A 20,027-nucleotide genomic window follows, 5' to 3' on the forward strand; every position below is an offset into this window, starting at 1 on the left:
CTCCTAAACATGTGAATCAGCAATGACATTAACCTTCCGATAGTGTCAATAAAGGTCTGTAAATTCCTCTCCATCACTTTTGATGGTCTTAGGAACAATTGAGAGACTTGAATATCGCTTTATCTGATTGCCTATGAGCAGACTTCTGCAGATTGTACTAATTACCTATATTGGGGCCCGAATCGCTTTTGCGTTCGGTATATTCAAGATAGAATCGTTATTACCGCAAAAACAAACCGGGGCAACAGCAAAAAGTGCCGAAGTCCCGGTGCGGAGATCATTGACCTACTGATCAATTGCTGATGTCGAAACGCAAAGTGGCTATTTGGTATGGATTCATCAGAATTTGCAGTTTATCATGATTTATCTCTGTGACAGGGATATTCTTTTTCTGTTCGTCAAGCTTCACCTGTACGACATTAACATAGCGAAATTGCGGCTGTACGGTAATCACATTCTTCGTGCCCGAGTAGTCGTGCAGTCGAATAATGACGGCTTTTTCATCCTCACTCATCTTTATCGTATCCAAAGCGACAGGAAATTCACCGGATAAATTAACTAAGGCAGTGAGTTGATCGTCGCTTGCATTGGTTACGATTTGCAGCGGATCGTTGAGCTCTTCGCTCACTTTTTCCACGTCGCCGGACAGAAAATCTCCCTCATGGGGCAAGAGGCTGTATGTGAATTTGTGTCTGCCCTCGTCTGCATTAGGGTCCGGATCAATCCCGGACTTCAGAAGGGTAAGCGACATCTGTTGGCCCTTAATTCGATAGCCATACTTACAATCGTTTAACAATGCCAAACCGCAATCCCGCTCGGATAGATCGGCCCATTTGTGGGCCACTGTTTCGAATTTTGCCTGATCCCAACTTGTATTGTCGCTTGTTGGCCGCTGCACGTTTCCGTATTGAATATCATAGCGAGCGTAATCCGATTGGATTGTTGTGTTAAAAGCAGTGCGTAATAGCGTTTGATGCTCATGCCAATCAACTTGTGTGATAAAGTCGATTCGCGGTGAATGGGCATAGAAGCGGATGACTTGGTGCATTTTGGAATGACCAAACGAAAAGTCCATACTTAAATCGGCAAACAGAGAATTGTTCGTAGTCAGTTCAACATGCTGTGCGTGCAATTGCTTTGGCTTATCCGGATAGTCAGCGTCAATATTCCAGTCATCGAAGTCGAGAGGCCGGTCTTCATACAAAGTGAACACATTGCCGCCCTGCTGTCTGGCCAGCCATTCTCGATGCGTTTGTCGATCCACGATACTTTCAAAAACGCCATCGGCCCGATAAATAACATCGTAGTAACTTGTGTGCAACGTGTTTCCGTCGATTCGGACCGTTTTGTTTGAGCTTTCCGTTGGTAGAATGCCACGGGTTGCATGGGCCACGCTACCTAACGCGGGAACATCTACAAGAGCATACGATTGGTTTCCGTCGGTGGTTGTTGGCACGTCCTCGACGTTAGTCACACCCTTTGGGAGACGAACCAACTGTTTGACAGGCCAAGGTAAAGAGTTTCGGAAAAGTAGGCAGTTCTCGTGCTTTTTGGTTAACTGATGATCCAGCTCTTGCCGGAGTTGCCGCACACCGTCGAAAAGCTGTTTAAATTCTTTGGCAGTGTCTTCGTAAACCTCTTTGATCGCTGAGCCGGGCAAAATATCATGAAATTGGTTGCGCAGCAAAATAATCCATAATTTCCTTATTCTTTCTGCCGGGTAAGAAATACCTTTCTGAACATGAGCCGCCGTATACCATATTTCCAGTTGACGTAGCGCATATTCAGCCCGGCGATTCCAATTTTTTACCTTTGCCTGAGAGGTATAGGTGCCTCGGTGGTATTCCAGATACAATTCACCATCCCAAATCGCTACGGGTTCCTGTGTGTGTGCGATGCGGTCATTCAATTGATCAAAATAATTGTCAACACGCCCATTTTCTATCGTCGGCATTCCGGGCAATTCGTTAATAATCCGGATGTTCTTAATCTCTTCACGTGTCGGACCGCCGCCACCATCACCATAGCCATAGCTTAACAATAAATCATTATTAATGTCCTTATCAGTGTAGACATGGTAAGTTCCCAATACAGTACGCGGATTAATTTCACCGTTGTAGGTGTAGCGCCATTGTTTTGGATCATAGAAATCTGTATTGGCTTCCACTGTAGTAATAAAATGTGTCAACACCTTGGAACCGTCGATACCACGCCAATAAAAAGTGTCATGAGGCATTCTGTTAGTGTCGTTCCAACTAATTTTCGTCGTCATGAAATTGGGGATATCGAAACCCTGAAGAATCTGCGGGAGAGCAGCCGAATAGCCAAAAACATCTGGCAGCCACAAAACATTTTGTCGAGCAGCAAATTTACTTTGGAAATAATCAATACCATAGAGAAATTGTCGTGTAAGTGATTCGCCGCTGGGAATATTCGTATCAGGTTCCAACCAAGTAGCACCATTTGCTTCCCAGCGCCCCTCAGCGATACGCTGTTTAATCTGATTATACAGTTCCGGATAATCCTCCGCCAAGAATGCATAATCCTGGGGTGTACTCTGAAAGAAGCGATAATCGGGATACTCTTTCATCAGCTCTAACACTGTGGAGAACGATCGGGCAATCTTCTCCCTGGTATGCCGCAAGCGCCAAAGCCATGCGACATCGATATGAGTGTGTCCCACGGCTGTGATATGATATCCCTTCTTTTCGCCAGCGTGCTGGGAAATGAAGCGATGAATGATCGTAAGTGCCTGATTGCATGTGGCCCCGATCGTTTCAGTACTTTCGTTAGACCAATAAAACCTCTTAATGATCTGTTTCACCAAATTGATATATGCATATTTCAGCGGTTCGTCATCATCCATTTCTTGGATGACATCAACAATATTGCGAAGGTAATCGAAACAATCAACGACCGATTGCGGTATAATGCCGACGGCCAAAGCACGTAAAACATAATGTTGAATAACCGGCACGCCGCCACCTTCCAAACCGGTCCACAGTTTGATATTGACGTCTAATTGCGAGTTGCTGAAAGTGTGATCAAAATACGCATCTTCGTGATTACTATCCACGGCCTGCCGGGGATGGCCGTTGACAAAGACTAGGCCTTCAAAACCAGAGTTATTTCCTTCGCCTGTTCTGCCGAGATCCATGTGCAACACATAATGCTGTCCGTCCTGCAAATGAGGAACAGAAAGACTGAATTTTAGCCAAAAGTATCGATCTCGGCCGTCCCAGTGATCACCGATTTTTACAGGTGCCCACTCACCGTGCTGTGGAATGCGGCGCTTATCATCCCGTGTATCTTCCATAATCACGGCCTCTTCGACATTTGCAAAGCCGCGATAGAAATAGTCATGCAGATAGTCCAACTGCTGATTGGCCTTTCGCAAGAATTGTTGAAAATCTTGTCCCATTGTTTAACCTTCTTTCTGAGTTATTTAACTGCCCCGCCAAAGCTGAAGCCCTGAGACATGTATCGTTGCGCAAATACATAAAGGACCACCACCGGCAACGTATAAAGAACTGAAAATGCGGCTAATTGCCCGTAGTTAACGAGGCCGTTATTGCCAAAGAACTGGAAAATGGTAACAGAAGCCGGCAGCTTTTCCGGTGTAGTGATCAAAATAAAGGGGACAAAGAAGTTGCCCCAGGATCCAGTAAACGTAAAGATTGCAATCGTGAAGATGCCTGGCAACATTAATGGTATCACGACTTTCCGTACGCCTTCCCAGACCGTTGAGCCATCCATCCATGCTGCCTCTTCCAATTCTAACGGTACAGAATCCATAAAGTTCTTCATCATCCAGATACCATAGGGCAAGCTAGTGGAAATCATGAAAATTGTGGTGGCAATCAGTGAATCCTGCATCTTCAGATACAAGAACATTTCGTATACCGGTACAATGACTGCGGTCATTGGCAGTGATGTCAAAAATAGAATTGACAACAGAAACGGCTTTTTCCATGGCAACGGATAACGGGAGAGCGGATACGCCGCCAATACACTGACAATAACGACGAAAAGCGCTTGAAACCCGGACACCATCAGACCTATCACAAATGAGCGCATAATGCTGGGACTGGTCAAAATTGCTGCGAAATTCTCCAGTGTGGGTTTCTGGGGTAATTGAATGGCCTGTATTGCACGCCCATCGACAGAAGAGAACAGCATCCAAACAAGAGGAAGTAGAAATAAAACAGCGATAATCGCCAGTATGCCATACTGAATAGCTCGGGCATTTTTGCTTTCTCGCATCATCATAATCACCTCATTTTTACATTTTTAAATTCGAACTTTGAGCACCCTCATATACAAAAGGCTGGCGAGAGCACCAATTAACAATAGAACCAGTGAAATTGCGGTGCCATACCCTAGTTGGTAACTGACAAAGGCCTGCTTATACATGAACACGGGTAAAGTCGATGTTGCATTTCCTGGACCGCCGCCGGTCATGGTGTAGATTAAAGCAAATACGCCTAGCGTTTGCAGCGTCACCAACATAATATTAGTGGCAATTGTCCCACGCACCATCGGAATTGTGATTCTTGTGACCGACTGCCACCGAGTAGCACCGTCCATGACAGCGGCTTCCTCAACTTCAGACGGAATATCGTCTAAAGCAGTCTGAAAGATCATCATGGAAAATGCCGTTCCCCGCCAAATATTCGCTATTATGACGCTGACCATTGGAAAAGTATAGAGCCACGCGACCGGTTTAATACCCAACAGACTATGGGCAATCATGTTTAAAGTTCCATTATCACCGAGAAAGGCTACCCAACAAAAACCAACAACGACTTCCGGAGTCACCCAGGCTGCGATGACAATGAGACCGACAATACGTCGAAATGTCCTATTTTTACCCCGCATCATGAAGGCAATGAGAAAGCCGAAGAAACACTGGCCAATGATGGCCGAGAACACGACAAAAATAAGCGTATTCCATATTGATTGAACCAATTGCGGGTCTCGGAACATCTGTGCAAAATTTTGAAAACCAACGAACTGCAATGCCGAAGCATTCGCACCGGTTAGTGAGAGATTGGTGAATGAGAAAAGAATCGTTAAAAGCATCGGCGTGATAAAGAAAATCAGCAAAAGGACAAAACTAGGGAGCATCAGCCAAATTGATAATCGCCGCTCAGACCTGATTCGTCCTGTCCTTCCAGTTTTTCTCGCCACAGCTGCAGAGTTGGGTGTATTCATTGATATCACCTCTGTTTTAAAAAGGGCGCGGTGGATACTCAATTTTGAACCCGCACCGTGCCCAGATTTTTTTATTTCTGTGTTTCTGTATTTTCGGCGCCAACAATGCCTTTGACATCTGACGCATACTTTGCCGCAGCTTCATTCGGAGATTTTTGTTCAGTAGCTACGGATTCAACCATTTGTTGGATGGCAATGGAAACCTTTGGATACAGGTCATTCTTCGGGCGGAAGTAGGCATTTTTCAGGGCTTCGGTGGCCTCCTTTATAAACGGCTTCTTCAAGTATTCAGGATCTTTAGCGGCATCGTCGCGAACGGTCAACGTACCTTCTTGTAAGGCACGTTGAACGGCCAGTTCCTTGGTGTTCATGGCTTTCAGCACTTCGAACGCGGCATCTTTATGCTGAGAATTTTTGGGGATCGCCCACGACCAGCCGCCGGCCATGGTAACAAATCCAGGTTTCTCACCGTTTTGCGTTGGCATCAAATTAAATGCCAGTACCTTGGCCATATTTGGCATTGGCGCCGCACCACCTTTAGACCAGTTGCCGGTATTCCAAATACCATCCATAGCCAAACCTACCTGATTCTTCGGAATCTTATCTTGGAAAATCGTGGAACCGTAGTTACTATTCATGGCAACTGAAAGACTGGGCCCTGTCTTATCCTTGTTGTAAATCTGGTTAATGAAATTCAGACTGGCTAAAATTCCTTTCGAGTCGACATTCCACTTCTTTGTTTTTTCGTTATAAAGTGTTTCACCCGTGCCATATAAAAGCTGTTCAAAAGTTTGCATGGAGACAGATTCACCGTTAGTTGTCGATACACCCATTGCGAACGGGATGACATTTGGTTCCGCGTTCTTAATCTTCTTTGCGGCATCGATTAAATCTTGCCAAGTCTTTGGCTTCCAATTGGTAGAAAGGCCGGCCTTCTTGGTCACGTTCAAGTTAGTCCACACGCCGCGTGCATCTGTCGTACCGGGAATACCATATTGTTTACCATCTGATCCCTGGCTTCCCTTCTTCAGTGAATCGGTAAAGTTTTTCCAATCAGGCCATTCGGATAAATAAGCATCCAAAGGCTGCAGATAACCTGCCTTCGCATCGGCGGGCAAAATGAAGGTATCCTCATTAACGATATCCGGAGTGGTTTCGGCAGATTTCATGGCCAAATCAAGTTTTGAAAAATAGTCGCCCTCTGTGGCATTGATTGGCTGAAGAGAAATTTTAATATTCGGATTTTCCTTTTCAAAATCGGCAATCCATTTTTTGTTGTAGATTCGATACATACTATCATTCTTACCAAGTGCCCGCCAAGCGATCTTAATCGTTGTTGTGTCACCTGAATCATTGCTGGAACTGGAAGAGCCACAAGAACTCAACAGGAAGATGCTCGCAGCCGCTCCAACCAATAACAACCACTTCTTCAACTTCATATTTGTTCCCTCCGTTTCAATAAATGTTCGTCGATCCAATCTCTGTTAAATGACATAAAACCCATACCATTTATTACTTTTGCATTAAAATGTTGTTAGGTACCTGCCAACACTGTGTATAATATCAAATGTAGACATTAATGTCAGCGCTTACATTTAAATGACTTACATTTTATATCATTTATGGTAAGGGAGGAAGCGTCATGGATTTTGCTTCGCGAAAACCACTATATGAGCAAATTTACGAAAACCTGCGGGATAAAATCAACCGAGAAATGTATCCTATCGGCAGCAAATTGCCCACTGAGAAAGAACTGATACAGACTTATAAAGTCAGTCGAATTACAGTCCAAAAAGCAGTGAATTTATTAGCAGCTGAAGGTTTGGTGAGAAGACGCTCCGGTGTTGGCACAACAATCTTGAAAAGAGAAAAAAGCCTTCCAAGCAACACATTGCTTGGACTAGTTGTACCGGGAATCCTTAAGAGTTTTGGCACCAATCTTTTGATTGCAATGGCTACGGAAACCGCGCGATATGGGTACTCGCTAATTATCAAATTTTCTCAGGAAGACGAACAGTTGGAAACCAAATGCGTTCAAGAATTGTTGGATCTCCCCGTTCGAGGTATTTTCATCAATCCATTGCAACGTTCATTCTACGATCCGTTACTGATGCAATATATACTGGATGATTACCCTATTGTTGTCATGGACAAGGAATTTTTTGGAATTGATGAAATGTTTGTGGGTTCAAATCATCTGAATGGTGCACGCCTCCTGGCAAAGATGATTGAAAAACTGGGTCATACCAACTTAGGAGTGATTTCCTATAAAGACATCAGTAATTCAACTCTGCAAATCCGCCAAGACGCCTTTGTCCAAGTTTATGCACATACGGATACACCGCTCAAAGCCAACACATTTGCTAAAATCATTGAAACCAGTTATAGCCATCATGATGACGACGCAGCCTTGAACTTAGATATCGAACGCATTAAACAATTCATTCTAAGAAAGAAACCGACCTGTTTAGTGGTTCCGGACAGCTACATCGGCGCGCTAACTCGTGAAGCGATTAGCGAGTTGCACCTGAAAGTACCTGAGAATATTTGCCTGACGGGATTTGATATTAACAATGAACTCAATCAATCCATCCGCTACACGTATGTGAAGCAAAGCGAAGCCACTATTGCTAAATTAGCTGTAAAAATGATGGCAGATCGCTTGCAGGGAAAGTCGATTACTAAGCGTGTGCAAAAAATTCCGGGAGAAATCGTTGATTGTCAAACGGTGATCCAGAAACAACTCATGCATCCACTTGGCCAGTGAAATTCCATGACAATTCATACTATATTCACCGAAGAGTTGACAACGTCGTCGTGGCAAAGACGGTGTCCAGATTTGGTCGCTTGATCAAGAGCGGACGAAGTCGTCACGGGGCAACTTCGTCAGGCGGGAAGACTCGAACGGCTGTGGGAGGAAGGGAGAAAAAATCCATCTCAAACGATGATTCCAACTGCAGACTGCTGCTTTTCAACCAGCAATGATTTATCTACAGGAATTACTAAGGCTGATGCAGGAAAAAATTCTGTCGATCGACCATCGTTAGTGATTAAAATATCGCTCTGCACGTTAACTTGTGTAGAATCTACTCGCTTAATCGGCGGATAATCTGAAAAAATTTTTGATGCAGTAGACGGTTGAAGCGATTAAGGGAGATGGTCTAGGCGTTCAATGCACAAGATATGGACGAGTTGCTTGCACAACGGGATCATTCATCCAATTTTTGATATCTTTTTCAAGATTATAGATGTGATGGTGCGTTTGCTAATAGTCTATCTTGATAGTTGCTTGGTAAGGAATTAGTACATTTTTGTTTATTCGACAATAAATCAGCTTAAGCGCCGACCTGTACCAACATTTTCTGTTTGCAGTTTAGGGTAGAATAACAGGTAGTGCTTTAGTTGTGTCTTTCCGTATTTTCGACTTTATTTTATTGCTACTTATTAGGATGCAATACTCGTTTTTACTCATCTAGTAGTTTCAGCACTCTCTAGTGAATTAAGGTATCTAATTGTTTTAAGTATTCATTTTCAATCCGAGGAAGCTCATTTTCCAATTCAAGACATCATTAAACCGCTGCGCGTCAGACTGAAGCGGATTTTTGACCTTGTTTTCCAGCTAATCAATCAAGTTTCATAAAATGAAGCGCTCGGCAGACTGATAAAGTCTGAACTAGATCAGGTTCGCAGGAATTATCCGTTCAAGGGGGGTTAAACACACTTAAAAAAGCGAATTTGGAGGCAGAACTTACTCAATTAATTCCTTTTACTCTTTAGAATATGATGGAGATATTTGATCAGGTCAGGTATAGGCGATCAAAGAGACTGTTGGGCATTCAGAAGTGATGATGGTGGTATCTGCCGAAGCACTTATATGTTACAGTATACTCTTCGGAATATATTAATTCCCGGGTTCTATGAGTTAACCAGATGCAGCTCTGACAGTGACTCTGAACAGAAGATGAAAAAGATATATACGCACTTTCTCATTTAATATATAATGTGAGTAACTCAGAAATGATCCACGAAAAGAGTTGTGTACTGAATGAATGAAGAACTCGGGCTTATTCTCACAGAAATGAAAAAAGGATTTGCAGAGGTTAACCAGAGACTTGACGGCATGAATCAGAGACTTGACGGCATGAATCAGAGGCTCAACGGTATCGATCAAAGGTTTAAAGCAGTTGATCAGAAGTTAGATACAATTGATCAGAGGCTCAACGGTATCGATCAAAGGTTTAAAGCAGTTGATCAGAAGTTAGATACAATTGATCAGAGGCTCAACGGTATCGATCAAAGGTTTAAAGCGGTTGATCAGAGGTTAGATGCAATTGATCAAGGGTTTAAAGCAATTGATCAAAGGCTAGGCGGAATGAATGATCACCTGGATGGCATTGAGAGAGAAGTGGTAATCCAGAAACAAGCGGGTAAAAATTCAGAAAACATAAGCGAATTTAAAATGAAAATTGGAGAGCAAGCCCGGATGCTGACTACTCTTTCAGTCCGCTCGATCGTTCAGGAAGGCGAGTTAAGAACCCTTAAGGAAGCTCTATATTTTAAGCAATCTGTTTAAATAAATGTGCCGGTATGAAAGAAGAGATCGTAACCAAGTGGGCAGTACACAAAAAAAATGAGTAAGCCTGTGGCATTCACGGATAGTATGGCACAGCTTACCATTTCATACGTCATGATTCAGGTGTTTTCTTTTGGAAAACTTAATAGGGAAGTTGGTGAGAATCCAACGCGATCCCGTCACTGTAATTGGGAGCAATCTGCAACTTAAGCCACTGTAACCTATGGGAAGGCGCAGAGAGCGATGATCATAAGCCAGGAGACCTGCCTGATTCATTACACGAAAAACCTGCGAGGACAGGATGTGTCGATGATGCAATATGTTATGTTTGCTATTGTATAGACATTTCTGCACCTCCGGGTTATGGAGGTGTTTTTTTATTTGATCATTCATCTGATTCATTAGTACCGGCGGTGTTCTGCCGGCAGCAGAAATAAGTAGTATTCCATTGACTTTCAGGAGGATAAAAAAGTGAAAAAAAGGTATACATTATTCATTGTTATCATGATGATTTTGGGCGTTTTAGCAGGTTGCGGTCAGACCGATCAAACGAGCTCCAGTCAGAACAAGGCAGAGCAGGGGGAAAAAATAACCTATCCGGTAAAGATTAAAGATGCGGTAAATCAAGAGGTAGTCATTAAGAAAAAACCGAATAAAATCGTTTCGTTGATCCCAAGTAATACAGAAATTGCTTTTGCTTTAGGACTTGGTGATAAAATCGTCGGTGTTTCAGATTTTGATAATTATCCAAAAGATGCAATCCGAAAGCCAAAAGTAGGCGGAACGGATCTGAATGTTGAAAAAATCATTTCCCTTAAACCGGATCTCGTGTTAGCGCATGCGTCAGCTGCTCATGATTCAAAAGATGGCTTACAGCAGCTCAGAGATGCAGGGATCCCCGTTGTCGTCGTTAATGATGCGCAGAATTTCACGCAAGTTTATGATTCTATTGATATGATCGGGAAAGCAACGGGTGAAAGTGAAAAAGCGGACCATCTTATTCAGAATATGAAAAGCAGGATCGCGGCGATTAAGAAAAAAGCCGCGAAAATTAAGGCAGCCGATAAGAAAAAGGTATACGTTGAAATTTCGGGTGCGCCGGATATTTATACGGTTGGGAAAAATACATTTATGAATGAAATGTTGTCTGTAATTCATGCCGACAACATTGTGAAAGAGGAGGGCTGGGTGAAGGTTGATCCTGAGGAAATCATCAGACAAAATCCGGATGTCATCATTACAACTTATGGATATTATGTAAAAGATGCCGTCAAACACGTGTCAAACCGAAAAGGATGGCAGGAGATAAACGCCATTAAACATAAGCAGGTCATCGATGTGAACTCAGACGAAGTGACGCGTCCAGGTCCGAGAATCGTCAAAGGGGTAGAAGATCTTGCCAAAGCGGTTTATCCGGATCAATTTAAATAACAGGAAAGCAGCTTATGTGATCGCTGTTTCTTTTCTCATGGTATCCCTGTTTCTTGGCATTTCAATTGGCACGGTTTATATTCCTTTAAAGGATTTACTTCAAATCGGCCTTGGGATGCTTCACGTGATACCAGAAGACCATGTAGATCAGACGTTATCGACGATTGTCATCAGCATTCGTCTGCCGCGTGTGGTTCTTGCAGGACTGGTGGGCGCATCGCTTGCTGTTGCAGGAGCTGCTTTTCAGGGATTATTACGGAATCCACTCGCCGACCCCTATACGTTAGGCGTTTCATCCGGGGCATCCGTGGGGGCTGTGGTGACTTTATTTTTTCATTTTACCCTGCCTTTTTTCGGCCACTATACGCTGCCCATGATTAGCATTGTCTTTTCATGGCTGACGATTTTGCTCGTTTTATTATTTGCTCAAAAAGTGGACCGATCGATGCGGGTCGAGACCATTATTCTCACAGGCATTATTTTCAGTTCTTTTTTAAGTGCGATGATTTCTCTAATGATCGCCTTGACAGGTGAGGAGTTAAGGCAGATTATCGGCTGGCTCCTGGGTGGTGTTTCGATGCGCGGCTGGGCTTATGTGCAAATTATTTTTCCCTTCTTCATCATCGGCTCTTTGATGCTGATGCTGAATGCAAAGGAATTAAATGCCCTGACTTTTGGCGAAGAGAAGGCTTACCATTTGGGTGTCAATGTTCAAAAAAGGAAGATGCTTATTTTAACAGCAGGATCGATTTTGACCGGGGCAGCGGTGGCCGTTTCCGGGACAATTGGTTTTGCAGGATTAGTGATTCCACATGTCGTGCGCTTATTATGGGGATCCGATCATCGACATGTATTACCGCTGTCGCTATTAACCGGAAGTGGTTTTTTAATTTTAGCTGATTTGGTCGCTCGAACCATTATTTCACCCATTGAGCTCCCTATTGGCGTCATTACGGCTTTGATTGGGGCTCCCGTCTTCGCAATGATTTTATTGAACAGCCGAAAAGAAGGAAGAAGATAAAAAATGCTAAAGCTTGAGAATGTTTCAGGGGGGTATCCGGGAAATCCGGTGCTTAAGCATGTCTCCTTTGCTGTTCAAAAAGGGGAACTGTTTGGTATATTAGGCCCGAATGGAAGTGGCAAGACCACCTTATTAAAAATGCTGAGCGGCATACTCCCTTATCAAAAGGGTTCCATTCTGGTAAAGGACCGCTCTATTCGCCATTATACGGCGAAAGAACTGGCGCAGCTCATGGCCGTACTCCCTCAGATTTCACCGCAAAATTTTTCCTATACAGTAAAAGAAGTCGTTGCGCTTGGCCGTTATCCGCACCAAAAAGGCCTGTTACACGCCTGGGGGGAAGAGGATGAAGCGGTCATTCAAAGGGTGATGAAACAAACCCATGTGAAGGCATTTGAAAATCATTCGATCCGGGAGCTGTCCGGTGGAGAACAGCAGCGCGTCTATCTGGCACAGGCTCTTGCCCAGGAACCGGAACTCTTACTTTTAGATGAACCCACGAATCATTTAGATCTTTCTTATCAAAAAGGGCTGTTCGATTTGTTAAAGCAATGGACGGTTCAAAAGAAATTGACCGTGATCTCTATTTTTCATGATCTAAATCTGGCCGGGCTATATTGCGATCGCCTGCTTTTGCTGCAGAATGGAGAAGTACAGGTGGATGCCCGCCCAGATGAAGTACTTAAAGAAGCAAGGGTGAAAAATGTCTACCGGACAGAAGTGAAGAAAATGCCCCACCCAAAGGTGCCCGCTCCACAAATGCTTCTCTTACCTGAACGGGATTCATCAGAAGATCGTGTACTAGATGCGACTTTTTTAGACATTCAGGAGGAGTGGATCGCTTATCAGGCGCCCTTTCAGCTGCGCACCCTGTATTCAGGCGTTATGGGTGCAGGCACAGGGTGGTATCGGAGCTTTGTAAACCGCCATGTGAACCAGGATGAACCACGCGATGATTTGGAAAAGGTGATGGCCTTATTTTTACACAAAAATGGTTTTGAGCCGAGTGACACGGTCGGAGTGATGTCATCTGCTTTCCCTGAAGATGTTTCCTGTCATTTATATAAGAGGGATGGGTTTTCTTTATTTGTTGTTGTGACAGCAGCTGCGGGGAGTGCCGTGAAGGCATCCGGGGGAGAGGAGCACGCTCTTTCAGGGACGACATGGCTGTTTATACATGGTGAACTTTCGGAGGAAGCATTTATTCAGAGTATGATCACAGCGACTGAGACAAAAGTAAATGCGCTGCGGGACTCAGGTGTCATGGGAAAAACTGCTATAGAGGGGCGACCAGGCCATGTGCTTGTGGCCGCTACACAAAAAGGAAAGAAGATCGGCCTCACAGGTCCCGTCACCCCACTCGTGAAGCTTATTAGCCAGGGAGTCGAGGCATGCACAAGGGAAGCCCTGCAAAAAAGCAGGAGAAGGGAGGTATGAAGAGTATGATGCGGGCAGGAACGTTAATTTTTATCACAGGTGGTGTAAGGAGCGGCAAGAGCGCTTTTGCAGAATGCATGGCCATTCAATTCGCTGAAGCAACGTCCGGTTCCCTTCACTATATTGCAACGGGCAGAGCAACGGATCAAGAAATGGAAAGTCGTATTTTGCGCCATCAGGAGGAAAGAAAAAATGGTCCGTATCTCTGGAAAACATGGGAACAGCCGATGGATATCGGGCAGCTGGCTCCTTTTTTTCAAAAGTATGATGTTGTATTGCTTGATTGTTTAACGACGCTGTTAAGCAATGAACTTTTCCATGAAGGGAATCACCTGGAGGATGGGACCATTCCACAAAAAGTGAAAGATCACATAATGAACGGACTCATCGCCGTATCCCAGAACTGCAGGGTACTCATCGTTGTCAGTAATGAAGTGCTTTTTGAGCCGATCCATCAGAAGCTTGTCCTTTTATATGCCAGGCTCCTCGGCGAACTTCATGTGCAAATCGTAAAAATAGCTGAACGTGCGTATCAGATGGAAGCAGGGATTCCCCTGTTAATGAAAGGAGAACCACTTTGAAAGGGATATATTTTGAAGGCAGCATTCCTTGCGCCCATCTGTTGCTGAAGGCACAATAGCCGTGCCATTTGAGTCCACAATATGACCGGCGGCTTCTTATATGTCATTCGATAGAAAACGTTTTAGATGGATCACGTGGGAAAAACATCATTTTCGATTGGAAGACTCGGATCATGAAATGGATAAAAGGCATGATAATCAATTTACAACTTTTCACCTCTATTCCGATTCGCTGTGAGATTTCGATGGATAAAGACAACATCAATCATGCGATTAAGACCTTCCCCATTTTAGGTTTGGTACAAGGCCTTCTTTACGCATGCATCCTTTATCTTGCTTTGAACTGGACTCCTTTTTCTTCGCTGGCTGCTGCCTTTTTCGTGTGGGTGGCAATGATTGTGATCACGGGAGGGATTCATCTTGATGGGTGGATCGATGCAAGTGATGCCTATTTTGCCTATCAAAGTATAAAGAAACGACTGGAAATTATGAAGGATCCCCGGACAGGGGCCTTTGGCGTGCTTTCGGTGATCGTCCTTTTAGCGGCAAAATTTTTCTTTATCTATGAAACGGTTATACGGGAAAGTGCCACTACTTATCTTTTAATTGCCATGATTCCCCTCATCAGTAAAAGCATCATGGGCATGCTGCTCATTCATGTGAAAGGGGCAAAAGCTGACGGATTAGGCGCTTATTTTAAACAGGCTGCAGATAAAAAAACATTGGGTATTTATCCAATTTATTTTTTTATTATTCTCGTATTAGCGGGATCAGTAAATCAGCGAGCCTTCATTGGCGCATCTATCTTACTCGTCACCATGGTTGTGCTCTATTTTGGCCTATCTCATAAAGCCGTCAAGTGGTTTGGCGGCATTACAGGAGATGTCGTTGGCGCATCTGTAGAAGGGTCGGAGCTCGTGTTATGGATGATGGTCTGGTTATTACATTATTTCGTCACGGTTTAACAGAAGAAAATGAGCGTCATGCTTATATCGGCTGGACGGATTCGCCTTTAAGCAAGCAGGGAAGGGCAGAGTTATCAGGAAAAATGTTGACCCCCTGCCATTATGTTGCGACAAGTGATTTAAAACGCTGCCGGCAAACGGCGGAGCTTCTCTTTGAACATGTTTCACAAGAGGTCTATCCGGAATTCAGAGAAATGAATTTTGGAAACTGGGAAGGCAAAACGTATGAACAATTGAAAGATGCAGGGGTCTATCGCAGATGGTTAGAAGATCCCTTCCATGTTTCCCCTCCCCAGGGCGAATCCTTTCAGGCATTTGCGAAGCGTATAGATCAAGGCTGGAAGAAGTTAAAAGGGAAAATCATGATGGAACAGCTGAGTCGGGCCGTTTTGGTCACCCATGGGGGCGTGATACGTTATTTATTATCTTCTAATTCAAAAGAAAAGACAGATTTCCGGGATTGGAACGTGTCAAACGGGCATGGCTACGCGCTCATCTGGGAAAGTCGGGACATGTTCAGGAGGGGAGAAACATGCACTTCGTTACGGGAGGTGCCTTTAACGGAAAAACAGAGTGGGTGAAAAATTTCTATCATCACCCTGGTGAAAGTGACTTTGATGTTGTTTCTGCCTGCGCACTTACAGATCCGGCAGCGGGCCTGGATCTAAGCCAGTCTGAGAACTTAATGATAGTTGGGATGGAGCAGTGGGTAAGAAAAGAATTAACGAAGAACCATGCAGATCAGGTCAGATCCCTTTTTAATGAGAGACTGGAAAGCTGGAGCCAGTGGGAAAAGGAAGAAGCCAGCCGAATGCTCGTTATTATCGGGACAGACATAACGAAAGGCATTGTCCCTGTAGATAAGAATGATCGACTGTGGCGAGACGTTACCGGATGGGTCTTTCAGGATATTGCCAAACGGGCAGATCGTGTCGATGTGATCTGGTATGGGCTGAACCAAAGATTAAAATGAGGGAAACGTGCAGACACGAACAGGGGATGAGGAAAAAGCGTCTGATCTGAGGCCATGTGAAAGGATGAGATCCGTGTTGAAACTACGGTACAGTAGACGAACTAAAGCAACAGCCACCATCCATATCATGCAGTAACAAGAAGACTGGAGAGCTTCGTGCTTCAGATTTGGCTCGCAAATGACTTTTTAGCCTGGGGAAGTGTCGTCAACGATCGGGTAAATGGTAAAGACGTGAAGATACGAAGTGGGAAAGTCTTTCGAGGAGGGAGTAAGAAAGATGAGAAATCGAAACAAGGGGAATAAACTTGCGTGGATGAGCATCTTCATTGCCTTATCCGTCGTCGGTGCTTATATTAAAATCCCTGCTGTGCCTGGCAGTATTGCTTTAGACAGTTTTCCGAGTCTGGTTGCAGCAGCTGTACTTGGTGGTCCGACCGGCGCACTCACTGCTGCTTTCGGTCATCTTGTTTCTGCGTATTTAGGCGGCTTCCCGTTGGGCCCCTTCCATCTATTCATAGCCGCTGAAATGGCTTTACTTGTTTCAGGATTTGTCTGGCTTTATAACCATGTCAATCAGTTCATCGCAGGCGCTTTCTTTTTACTCGGAAACGCCATACTTGCGCCGTTACCTTTTTGGTTCATCATAAGCAAGGGTTTCTATCTCACTATTGTACCGCCTTTATTCATCGGTTCTTTATTAAATATCGGTATTGCTTTACTTACGATACCCCGAGTGTATGCTGCTTTTCAAGTGAGGTGGGGAAAACGATGAGAGATGTCTCCGTTATCCCTCTTACTGAAGATGAATCGATGATCGTCGCTGTAGATAATAGCGGAGCGGTTGGGATGAAGGCTCAGGATGAGGTCCAAGTGCCGTATGCTGTGGTGTCTTACTCTGCTTTTCGAACAGCGGTAATGGAATGTATTTCGGCAGGAGGCCATCCTTTTATTGTGATCATCCACAATTTTTGCGGGAACGATGCCTGGGCTGAACTTGTTACAGGGGTAAAAAAAGGGCTGAAAGAACTGAATTTCATGGATGTACAAATTACAGGCAGTACAGAAACCAACTTCCAACTGAAACAGTCAACGGTGGGTCTGACGGTATTGGGAAAAAAGGCAATGGGAGGGGTTGAAGTCCCACTAAATATCAAAAAGCAAAAGGTAGCTGTTATCGGCTCACCGCTTGTTGGCGAAGCGGTGCGGGACAGACCAGAAGAGATCGCTTCCCTCCATTTATTCGATTCAATAGCTCAGATCAGTGGTGTTACTCTTTTTCCTGTAGGCTCTAAAGGAATTTTATATGAATTGAATCAGGCATTCTCGGAAAATATGAATGATCGTCAAGTGCAGACAGATGTCGATATCATGAAATCTTCAGGACCGTCAACCTGCTTTATTGCTATTTATCCAAAAAATTTAGAAGACAGGATCCAGAGTGAAGCAGGTTCACTCTTTCATCCTGTGCAGTTTGAGGTTTAAAGAGAAGTAAGCGTAGGTATACGTTGTTCACTGACCATCTTTGCCAAAAATCTCGTTGTAAGAATACGTTTTGGCATTACCTTTTTCAGATTCTTTCAAAGCCTGTTCTTCTTCTTTAGTCAAGATCTCATCCTCGTAAGGAAGCAGTGATTTTTTATTTTCGTTCAATTGTTTACGCAATTCCTTAGCCTGTTCATCCGTCAAATTTAAAATATCTTGAATCAACAGTTCCTTTTCAATAGGTTGACGAACAGCCATTTTCAACACTCCCTTTTTCTCTTTAAAAAGCAGTTGACCGCTATCTGAAGAAAGTTCACCACCATCGTTTGATAGCTTGATTTTTCAATTGAAATCTTTGAAATCTAACGTGATTTGCGATAAAGTAGTCTTCATAAAGGATCCTCTCTGGCTGTTGTGGTGACTTAATTTCACCAGATTTGGATCCTTTTTGCGTGCACTTTTTTCATGCATAGAGTGTAATCGAACAGGGTGTAATCGAGAAAAGTGATCAGTTAAAGCATCTGAGCATCTTGGAGAAATTCTGAATAAACTAGGATTATGATGATTTATTTGACCGTTTTTGTGTTATTTCTTTTTATTATTTCAGAGGAGGTAACGTGATGAGATGAATTTGCAGTTTTCTATAAGATTGTTGGTCGCTGGAATCCTGGGAGCAGTCATTGGTTTAGATCGTGAGCTGCGCTCAAAAGAAGCAGGTATCCGTACCCATTTTCTTGTTTCTCTTGGAAGTGCCTTGATTATGATTGTGTCCCAGTATGGGTTTGCCCAGATTGCATCGGAAACTAAAATTTCTCTTGATCCAAGCCGTATTGCTGCCCAGGTAGTCAGCGGTATCGGTTTTATTGGAGCGGGAACTATTATCGTTCAGAAAAGATTTGTGCACGGACTGACAACAGCGGCCGGGGTTTGGACAACATCAGGTGTTGGTCTGGCGATCGGATCAGGGATGTTTCTGGTGGGAATCTGCGGAACGATTTTAACTCTCCTTGGGTTAGAATTACCGAGCATTTTTCTGAAATCAAGAAAAAACATGACCATTGCATTTAACTATTCATCAATCAACAAGACGTCATTGCACGCTGCTTTCAACCTGTTTGATCATGATGATGTTCTATCTTACTCGGTGAAAACGGGGAAGGACAAGGATAGCCGTAAAATATATTACGTCAGTCTTGTCGTTCGTTCAACAAAGACAGATTACAAAAAGCAGAAAATTAGTCAGTTGCAAAAATTAGATGAGGTCGTTATTAATCTGGTTGAGTAAAAAGCAGACTTCAGAAATAAAAATCATAATTGACATAGAAAGGGTGTCATTGATTAAACGGGATCCTGATCGGCATAAGTCGACGAAAGCAACTTCACTCCATTTTCCTTCAGTGCCTGCTGTATATCTGCAGGGCATTCACCATTGGTTATCAGCGTCGAGACTTCTTTCAGATGCGCAAAAGTCGTTACACCAATTTTACTGTGATCCGCCAGCACAATTGATTTCTCCGAACGCTGCATAAGTAGCCGGGACAGACTTGTCCCATTTAAGTCATAATCTGTGATACCGTCATCTTTAGATGTTCTGTCGGCGGGAATTGACTATCAGCGCAATATCTTCTAACCATTGCATCATGCAGGGCTTTTCGTCCAGACAGATTAATGGTTTTTTGTGGATCGTATGGGTGCGAATAGACGTCCAGTACGTCTTCTATGATAAGTTACGAATTCGGCGTCTTGTTTTTTGGGGATGGGCCCAGTATTCATCGTGGTGAGGATTAGGTTCTTTTTTTTAACATCCGACCGATCGCTTTTTTTCACGGGGAACAGGATCACTTTGCACTTCTGTTCCAATAGCCGTAATGATCAGTGTGAATAGCCTTCATGCTCCGGACCACAAGCCAGCTTAATCATTTTCGCTTCGGCTCCACCATCGATTTTTTGGTGCAAGTGAGTTGAGCCTCGCTTCATAAAGGCTGTTGTTCACAAAAAGTCGGGCCACGTTGGCTACGGTCGAGGGGCAACGTGATTATACCTTGCAATTTCTTTACGTTGATGTGTTTCTCCGTGATTGATATAGGCATCCGGTAAAATCAGGCTGCGTTTCTTGATGGTTTGATTGGTCTTTTTATCTTTCAGGATGTTCTTAAGCCGGGTCACTTCATCGTCAGTTAAAGCAACAATGTATTTTATTGGACGCATCATTTCACCTTTTTAAATAGATTCTATCAATAAAGGTAAAGTATTACAATTAATTTCAAAATCTTGGCTATGATGTACTAGCCTTGAAGAATTATCCAAAATGGCCAATAAAAACGAAATAGTTGTGATCCTGATTACTGGT

The 20,027-nt window shown here is 43.7% G+C and carries 18 protein-coding genes, 1 pseudogene and 1 riboswitch; of the genes and pseudogenes, 12 read left to right on the forward strand and 7 right to left on the reverse strand.

The features are described from left to right. Window positions 1-292 precede the first annotated feature (292 nt). The 4 genes from ABNN70_RS05900 to ABNN70_RS05915 form a co-directional block, all read right to left on the reverse strand. On the reverse strand, window positions 293-3,421 hold the full coding sequence (locus ABNN70_RS05900) for an alpha-mannosidase (RefSeq protein ID WP_353949079.1): 3,129 nt from the start codon (window positions 3,419-3,421) through the stop codon (window positions 293-295). Between the two features lie 20 nt (window positions 3,422-3,441). Continuing rightward, window positions 3,442-4,269: a carbohydrate ABC transporter permease gene (locus ABNN70_RS05905; RefSeq protein ID WP_353949080.1), complete on the reverse strand. Its 828-nt coding sequence runs from the start codon at window positions 4,267-4,269 to the stop codon at window positions 3,442-3,444. Between the two features lie 21 nt (window positions 4,270-4,290). Next, a complete protein-coding gene (locus tag ABNN70_RS05910) occupies window positions 4,291-5,127 on the reverse strand; it encodes a sugar ABC transporter permease (RefSeq protein ID WP_353949390.1) in 837 nt (278 codons plus the stop codon). A 158-nt stretch (window positions 5,128-5,285) separates the two neighbouring features. Continuing rightward, on the reverse strand, window positions 5,286-6,653 hold the full coding sequence (locus ABNN70_RS05915) for an extracellular solute-binding protein (RefSeq protein WP_353949081.1): 1,368 nt from the start codon (window positions 6,651-6,653) through the stop codon (window positions 5,286-5,288). 203 nt (window positions 6,654-6,856) lie between these two features. On the opposite strand from ABNN70_RS05915, the gene ABNN70_RS05920 reads away from it, so the two are divergent. From ABNN70_RS05920 to ABNN70_RS05970, 11 genes are all read left to right on the forward strand, one after another. Further along, window positions 6,857-7,981, forward strand: a complete 1,125-nt coding sequence (locus ABNN70_RS05920; protein ID WP_353949082.1) for a GntR family transcriptional regulator — start codon at window positions 6,857-6,859, stop codon at window positions 7,979-7,981. 1,278 nt (window positions 7,982-9,259) lie between these two features. Further along, window positions 9,260-9,787: a hypothetical protein gene (locus ABNN70_RS05925; RefSeq protein ID WP_353949083.1), complete on the forward strand. Its 528-nt coding sequence runs from the start codon at window positions 9,260-9,262 to the stop codon at window positions 9,785-9,787. 104 nt (window positions 9,788-9,891) lie between these two features. Then, window positions 9,892-10,073, forward strand: a riboswitch (cobalamin riboswitch). Between the two features lie 185 nt (window positions 10,074-10,258). Then, a complete protein-coding gene (locus tag ABNN70_RS05930; protein WP_353949084.1) occupies window positions 10,259-11,218 on the forward strand; it encodes an ABC transporter substrate-binding protein in 960 nt (319 codons plus the stop codon). Further along, on the forward strand, window positions 11,184-12,239 hold the full coding sequence (locus ABNN70_RS05935) for an iron ABC transporter permease (RefSeq protein ID WP_353949085.1): 1,056 nt from the start codon (window positions 11,184-11,186) through the stop codon (window positions 12,237-12,239). Before ABNN70_RS05930 ends, ABNN70_RS05935 begins: the two co-directional genes overlap by 35 nt. Before the next feature lie 3 nt (window positions 12,240-12,242). After that, on the forward strand, window positions 12,243-13,676 hold the full coding sequence (locus tag ABNN70_RS05940) for an ATP-binding cassette domain-containing protein (RefSeq protein ID WP_353949086.1): 1,434 nt from the start codon (window positions 12,243-12,245) through the stop codon (window positions 13,674-13,676). Next, a complete protein-coding gene (locus tag ABNN70_RS05945) occupies window positions 13,673-14,257 on the forward strand; it encodes a bifunctional adenosylcobinamide kinase/adenosylcobinamide-phosphate guanylyltransferase (protein ID WP_353949087.1) in 585 nt (194 codons plus the stop codon). The genes ABNN70_RS05940 and ABNN70_RS05945 overlap by 4 nt, the downstream gene beginning before the upstream one ends. A gap of 173 nt (window positions 14,258-14,430) precedes the next feature. Next, the gene (gene cobS / locus ABNN70_RS05950; RefSeq protein ID WP_353949088.1) at window positions 14,431-15,222 is read left to right on the forward strand and encodes an adenosylcobinamide-GDP ribazoletransferase; all 792 of its coding nucleotides are present in this window, start codon (window positions 14,431-14,433) and stop codon (window positions 15,220-15,222) included. Next, complete coding sequence (locus ABNN70_RS05955; protein ID WP_353949089.1) at window positions 15,180-15,803, forward strand: histidine phosphatase family protein; 624 nt, start codon at window positions 15,180-15,182, stop codon at window positions 15,801-15,803. Before cobS ends, ABNN70_RS05955 begins: the two co-directional genes overlap by 43 nt. Then, window positions 15,755-16,195, forward strand: coding sequence for a bifunctional adenosylcobinamide kinase/adenosylcobinamide-phosphate guanylyltransferase (locus ABNN70_RS05960; RefSeq protein WP_353949090.1), 441 nt, complete (start codon window positions 15,755-15,757; stop codon window positions 16,193-16,195). The genes ABNN70_RS05955 and ABNN70_RS05960 overlap by 49 nt, the downstream gene beginning before the upstream one ends. A gap of 277 nt (window positions 16,196-16,472) precedes the next feature. Further along, window positions 16,473-16,967, forward strand: coding sequence for an ECF transporter S component (locus ABNN70_RS05965; RefSeq protein WP_353949091.1), 495 nt, complete (start codon window positions 16,473-16,475; stop codon window positions 16,965-16,967). A 74-nt stretch (window positions 16,968-17,041) separates the two neighbouring features. Beyond that, entirely contained in the window at window positions 17,042-17,677 is a 636-nt protein-coding gene (locus tag ABNN70_RS05970) for an ATP-binding protein (RefSeq protein WP_353949092.1), read from the forward strand. A 27-nt stretch (window positions 17,678-17,704) separates the two neighbouring features. On the opposite strand, the gene ABNN70_RS05975 is transcribed toward ABNN70_RS05970, so the two are convergent. Next, complete coding sequence (locus ABNN70_RS05975) at window positions 17,705-17,935, reverse strand: hypothetical protein (protein ID WP_353949093.1); 231 nt, start codon at window positions 17,933-17,935, stop codon at window positions 17,705-17,707. Window positions 17,936-18,302: 367 nt separating this feature from the next. Here ABNN70_RS05975 and ABNN70_RS05980 point away from each other — a divergent pair. Continuing rightward, a pseudogene (locus tag ABNN70_RS05980) lies at window positions 18,303-18,695 on the forward strand (MgtC/SapB family protein); the annotation flags it as partial. Between the two features lie 320 nt (window positions 18,696-19,015). On the opposite strand, the gene ABNN70_RS05985 reads toward ABNN70_RS05980, so the two are convergent. Next, window positions 19,016-19,282, reverse strand: coding sequence for a hypothetical protein (locus ABNN70_RS05985; RefSeq protein ID WP_353949391.1), 267 nt, complete (start codon window positions 19,280-19,282; stop codon window positions 19,016-19,018). 408 nt (window positions 19,283-19,690) lie between these two features. Beyond that, window positions 19,691-19,885: a hypothetical protein gene (locus ABNN70_RS05990; protein WP_353949094.1), complete on the reverse strand. Its 195-nt coding sequence runs from the start codon at window positions 19,883-19,885 to the stop codon at window positions 19,691-19,693. Window positions 19,886-20,027 lie beyond the last annotated feature (142 nt).

Origin of the sequence: Sporolactobacillus sp. Y61 (assembly GCF_040529185.1) — a bacterium.
In the GTDB taxonomy this organism is placed as follows: Bacteria; Bacillota; Bacilli; order Bacillales; family Sporolactobacillaceae; genus Sporolactobacillus.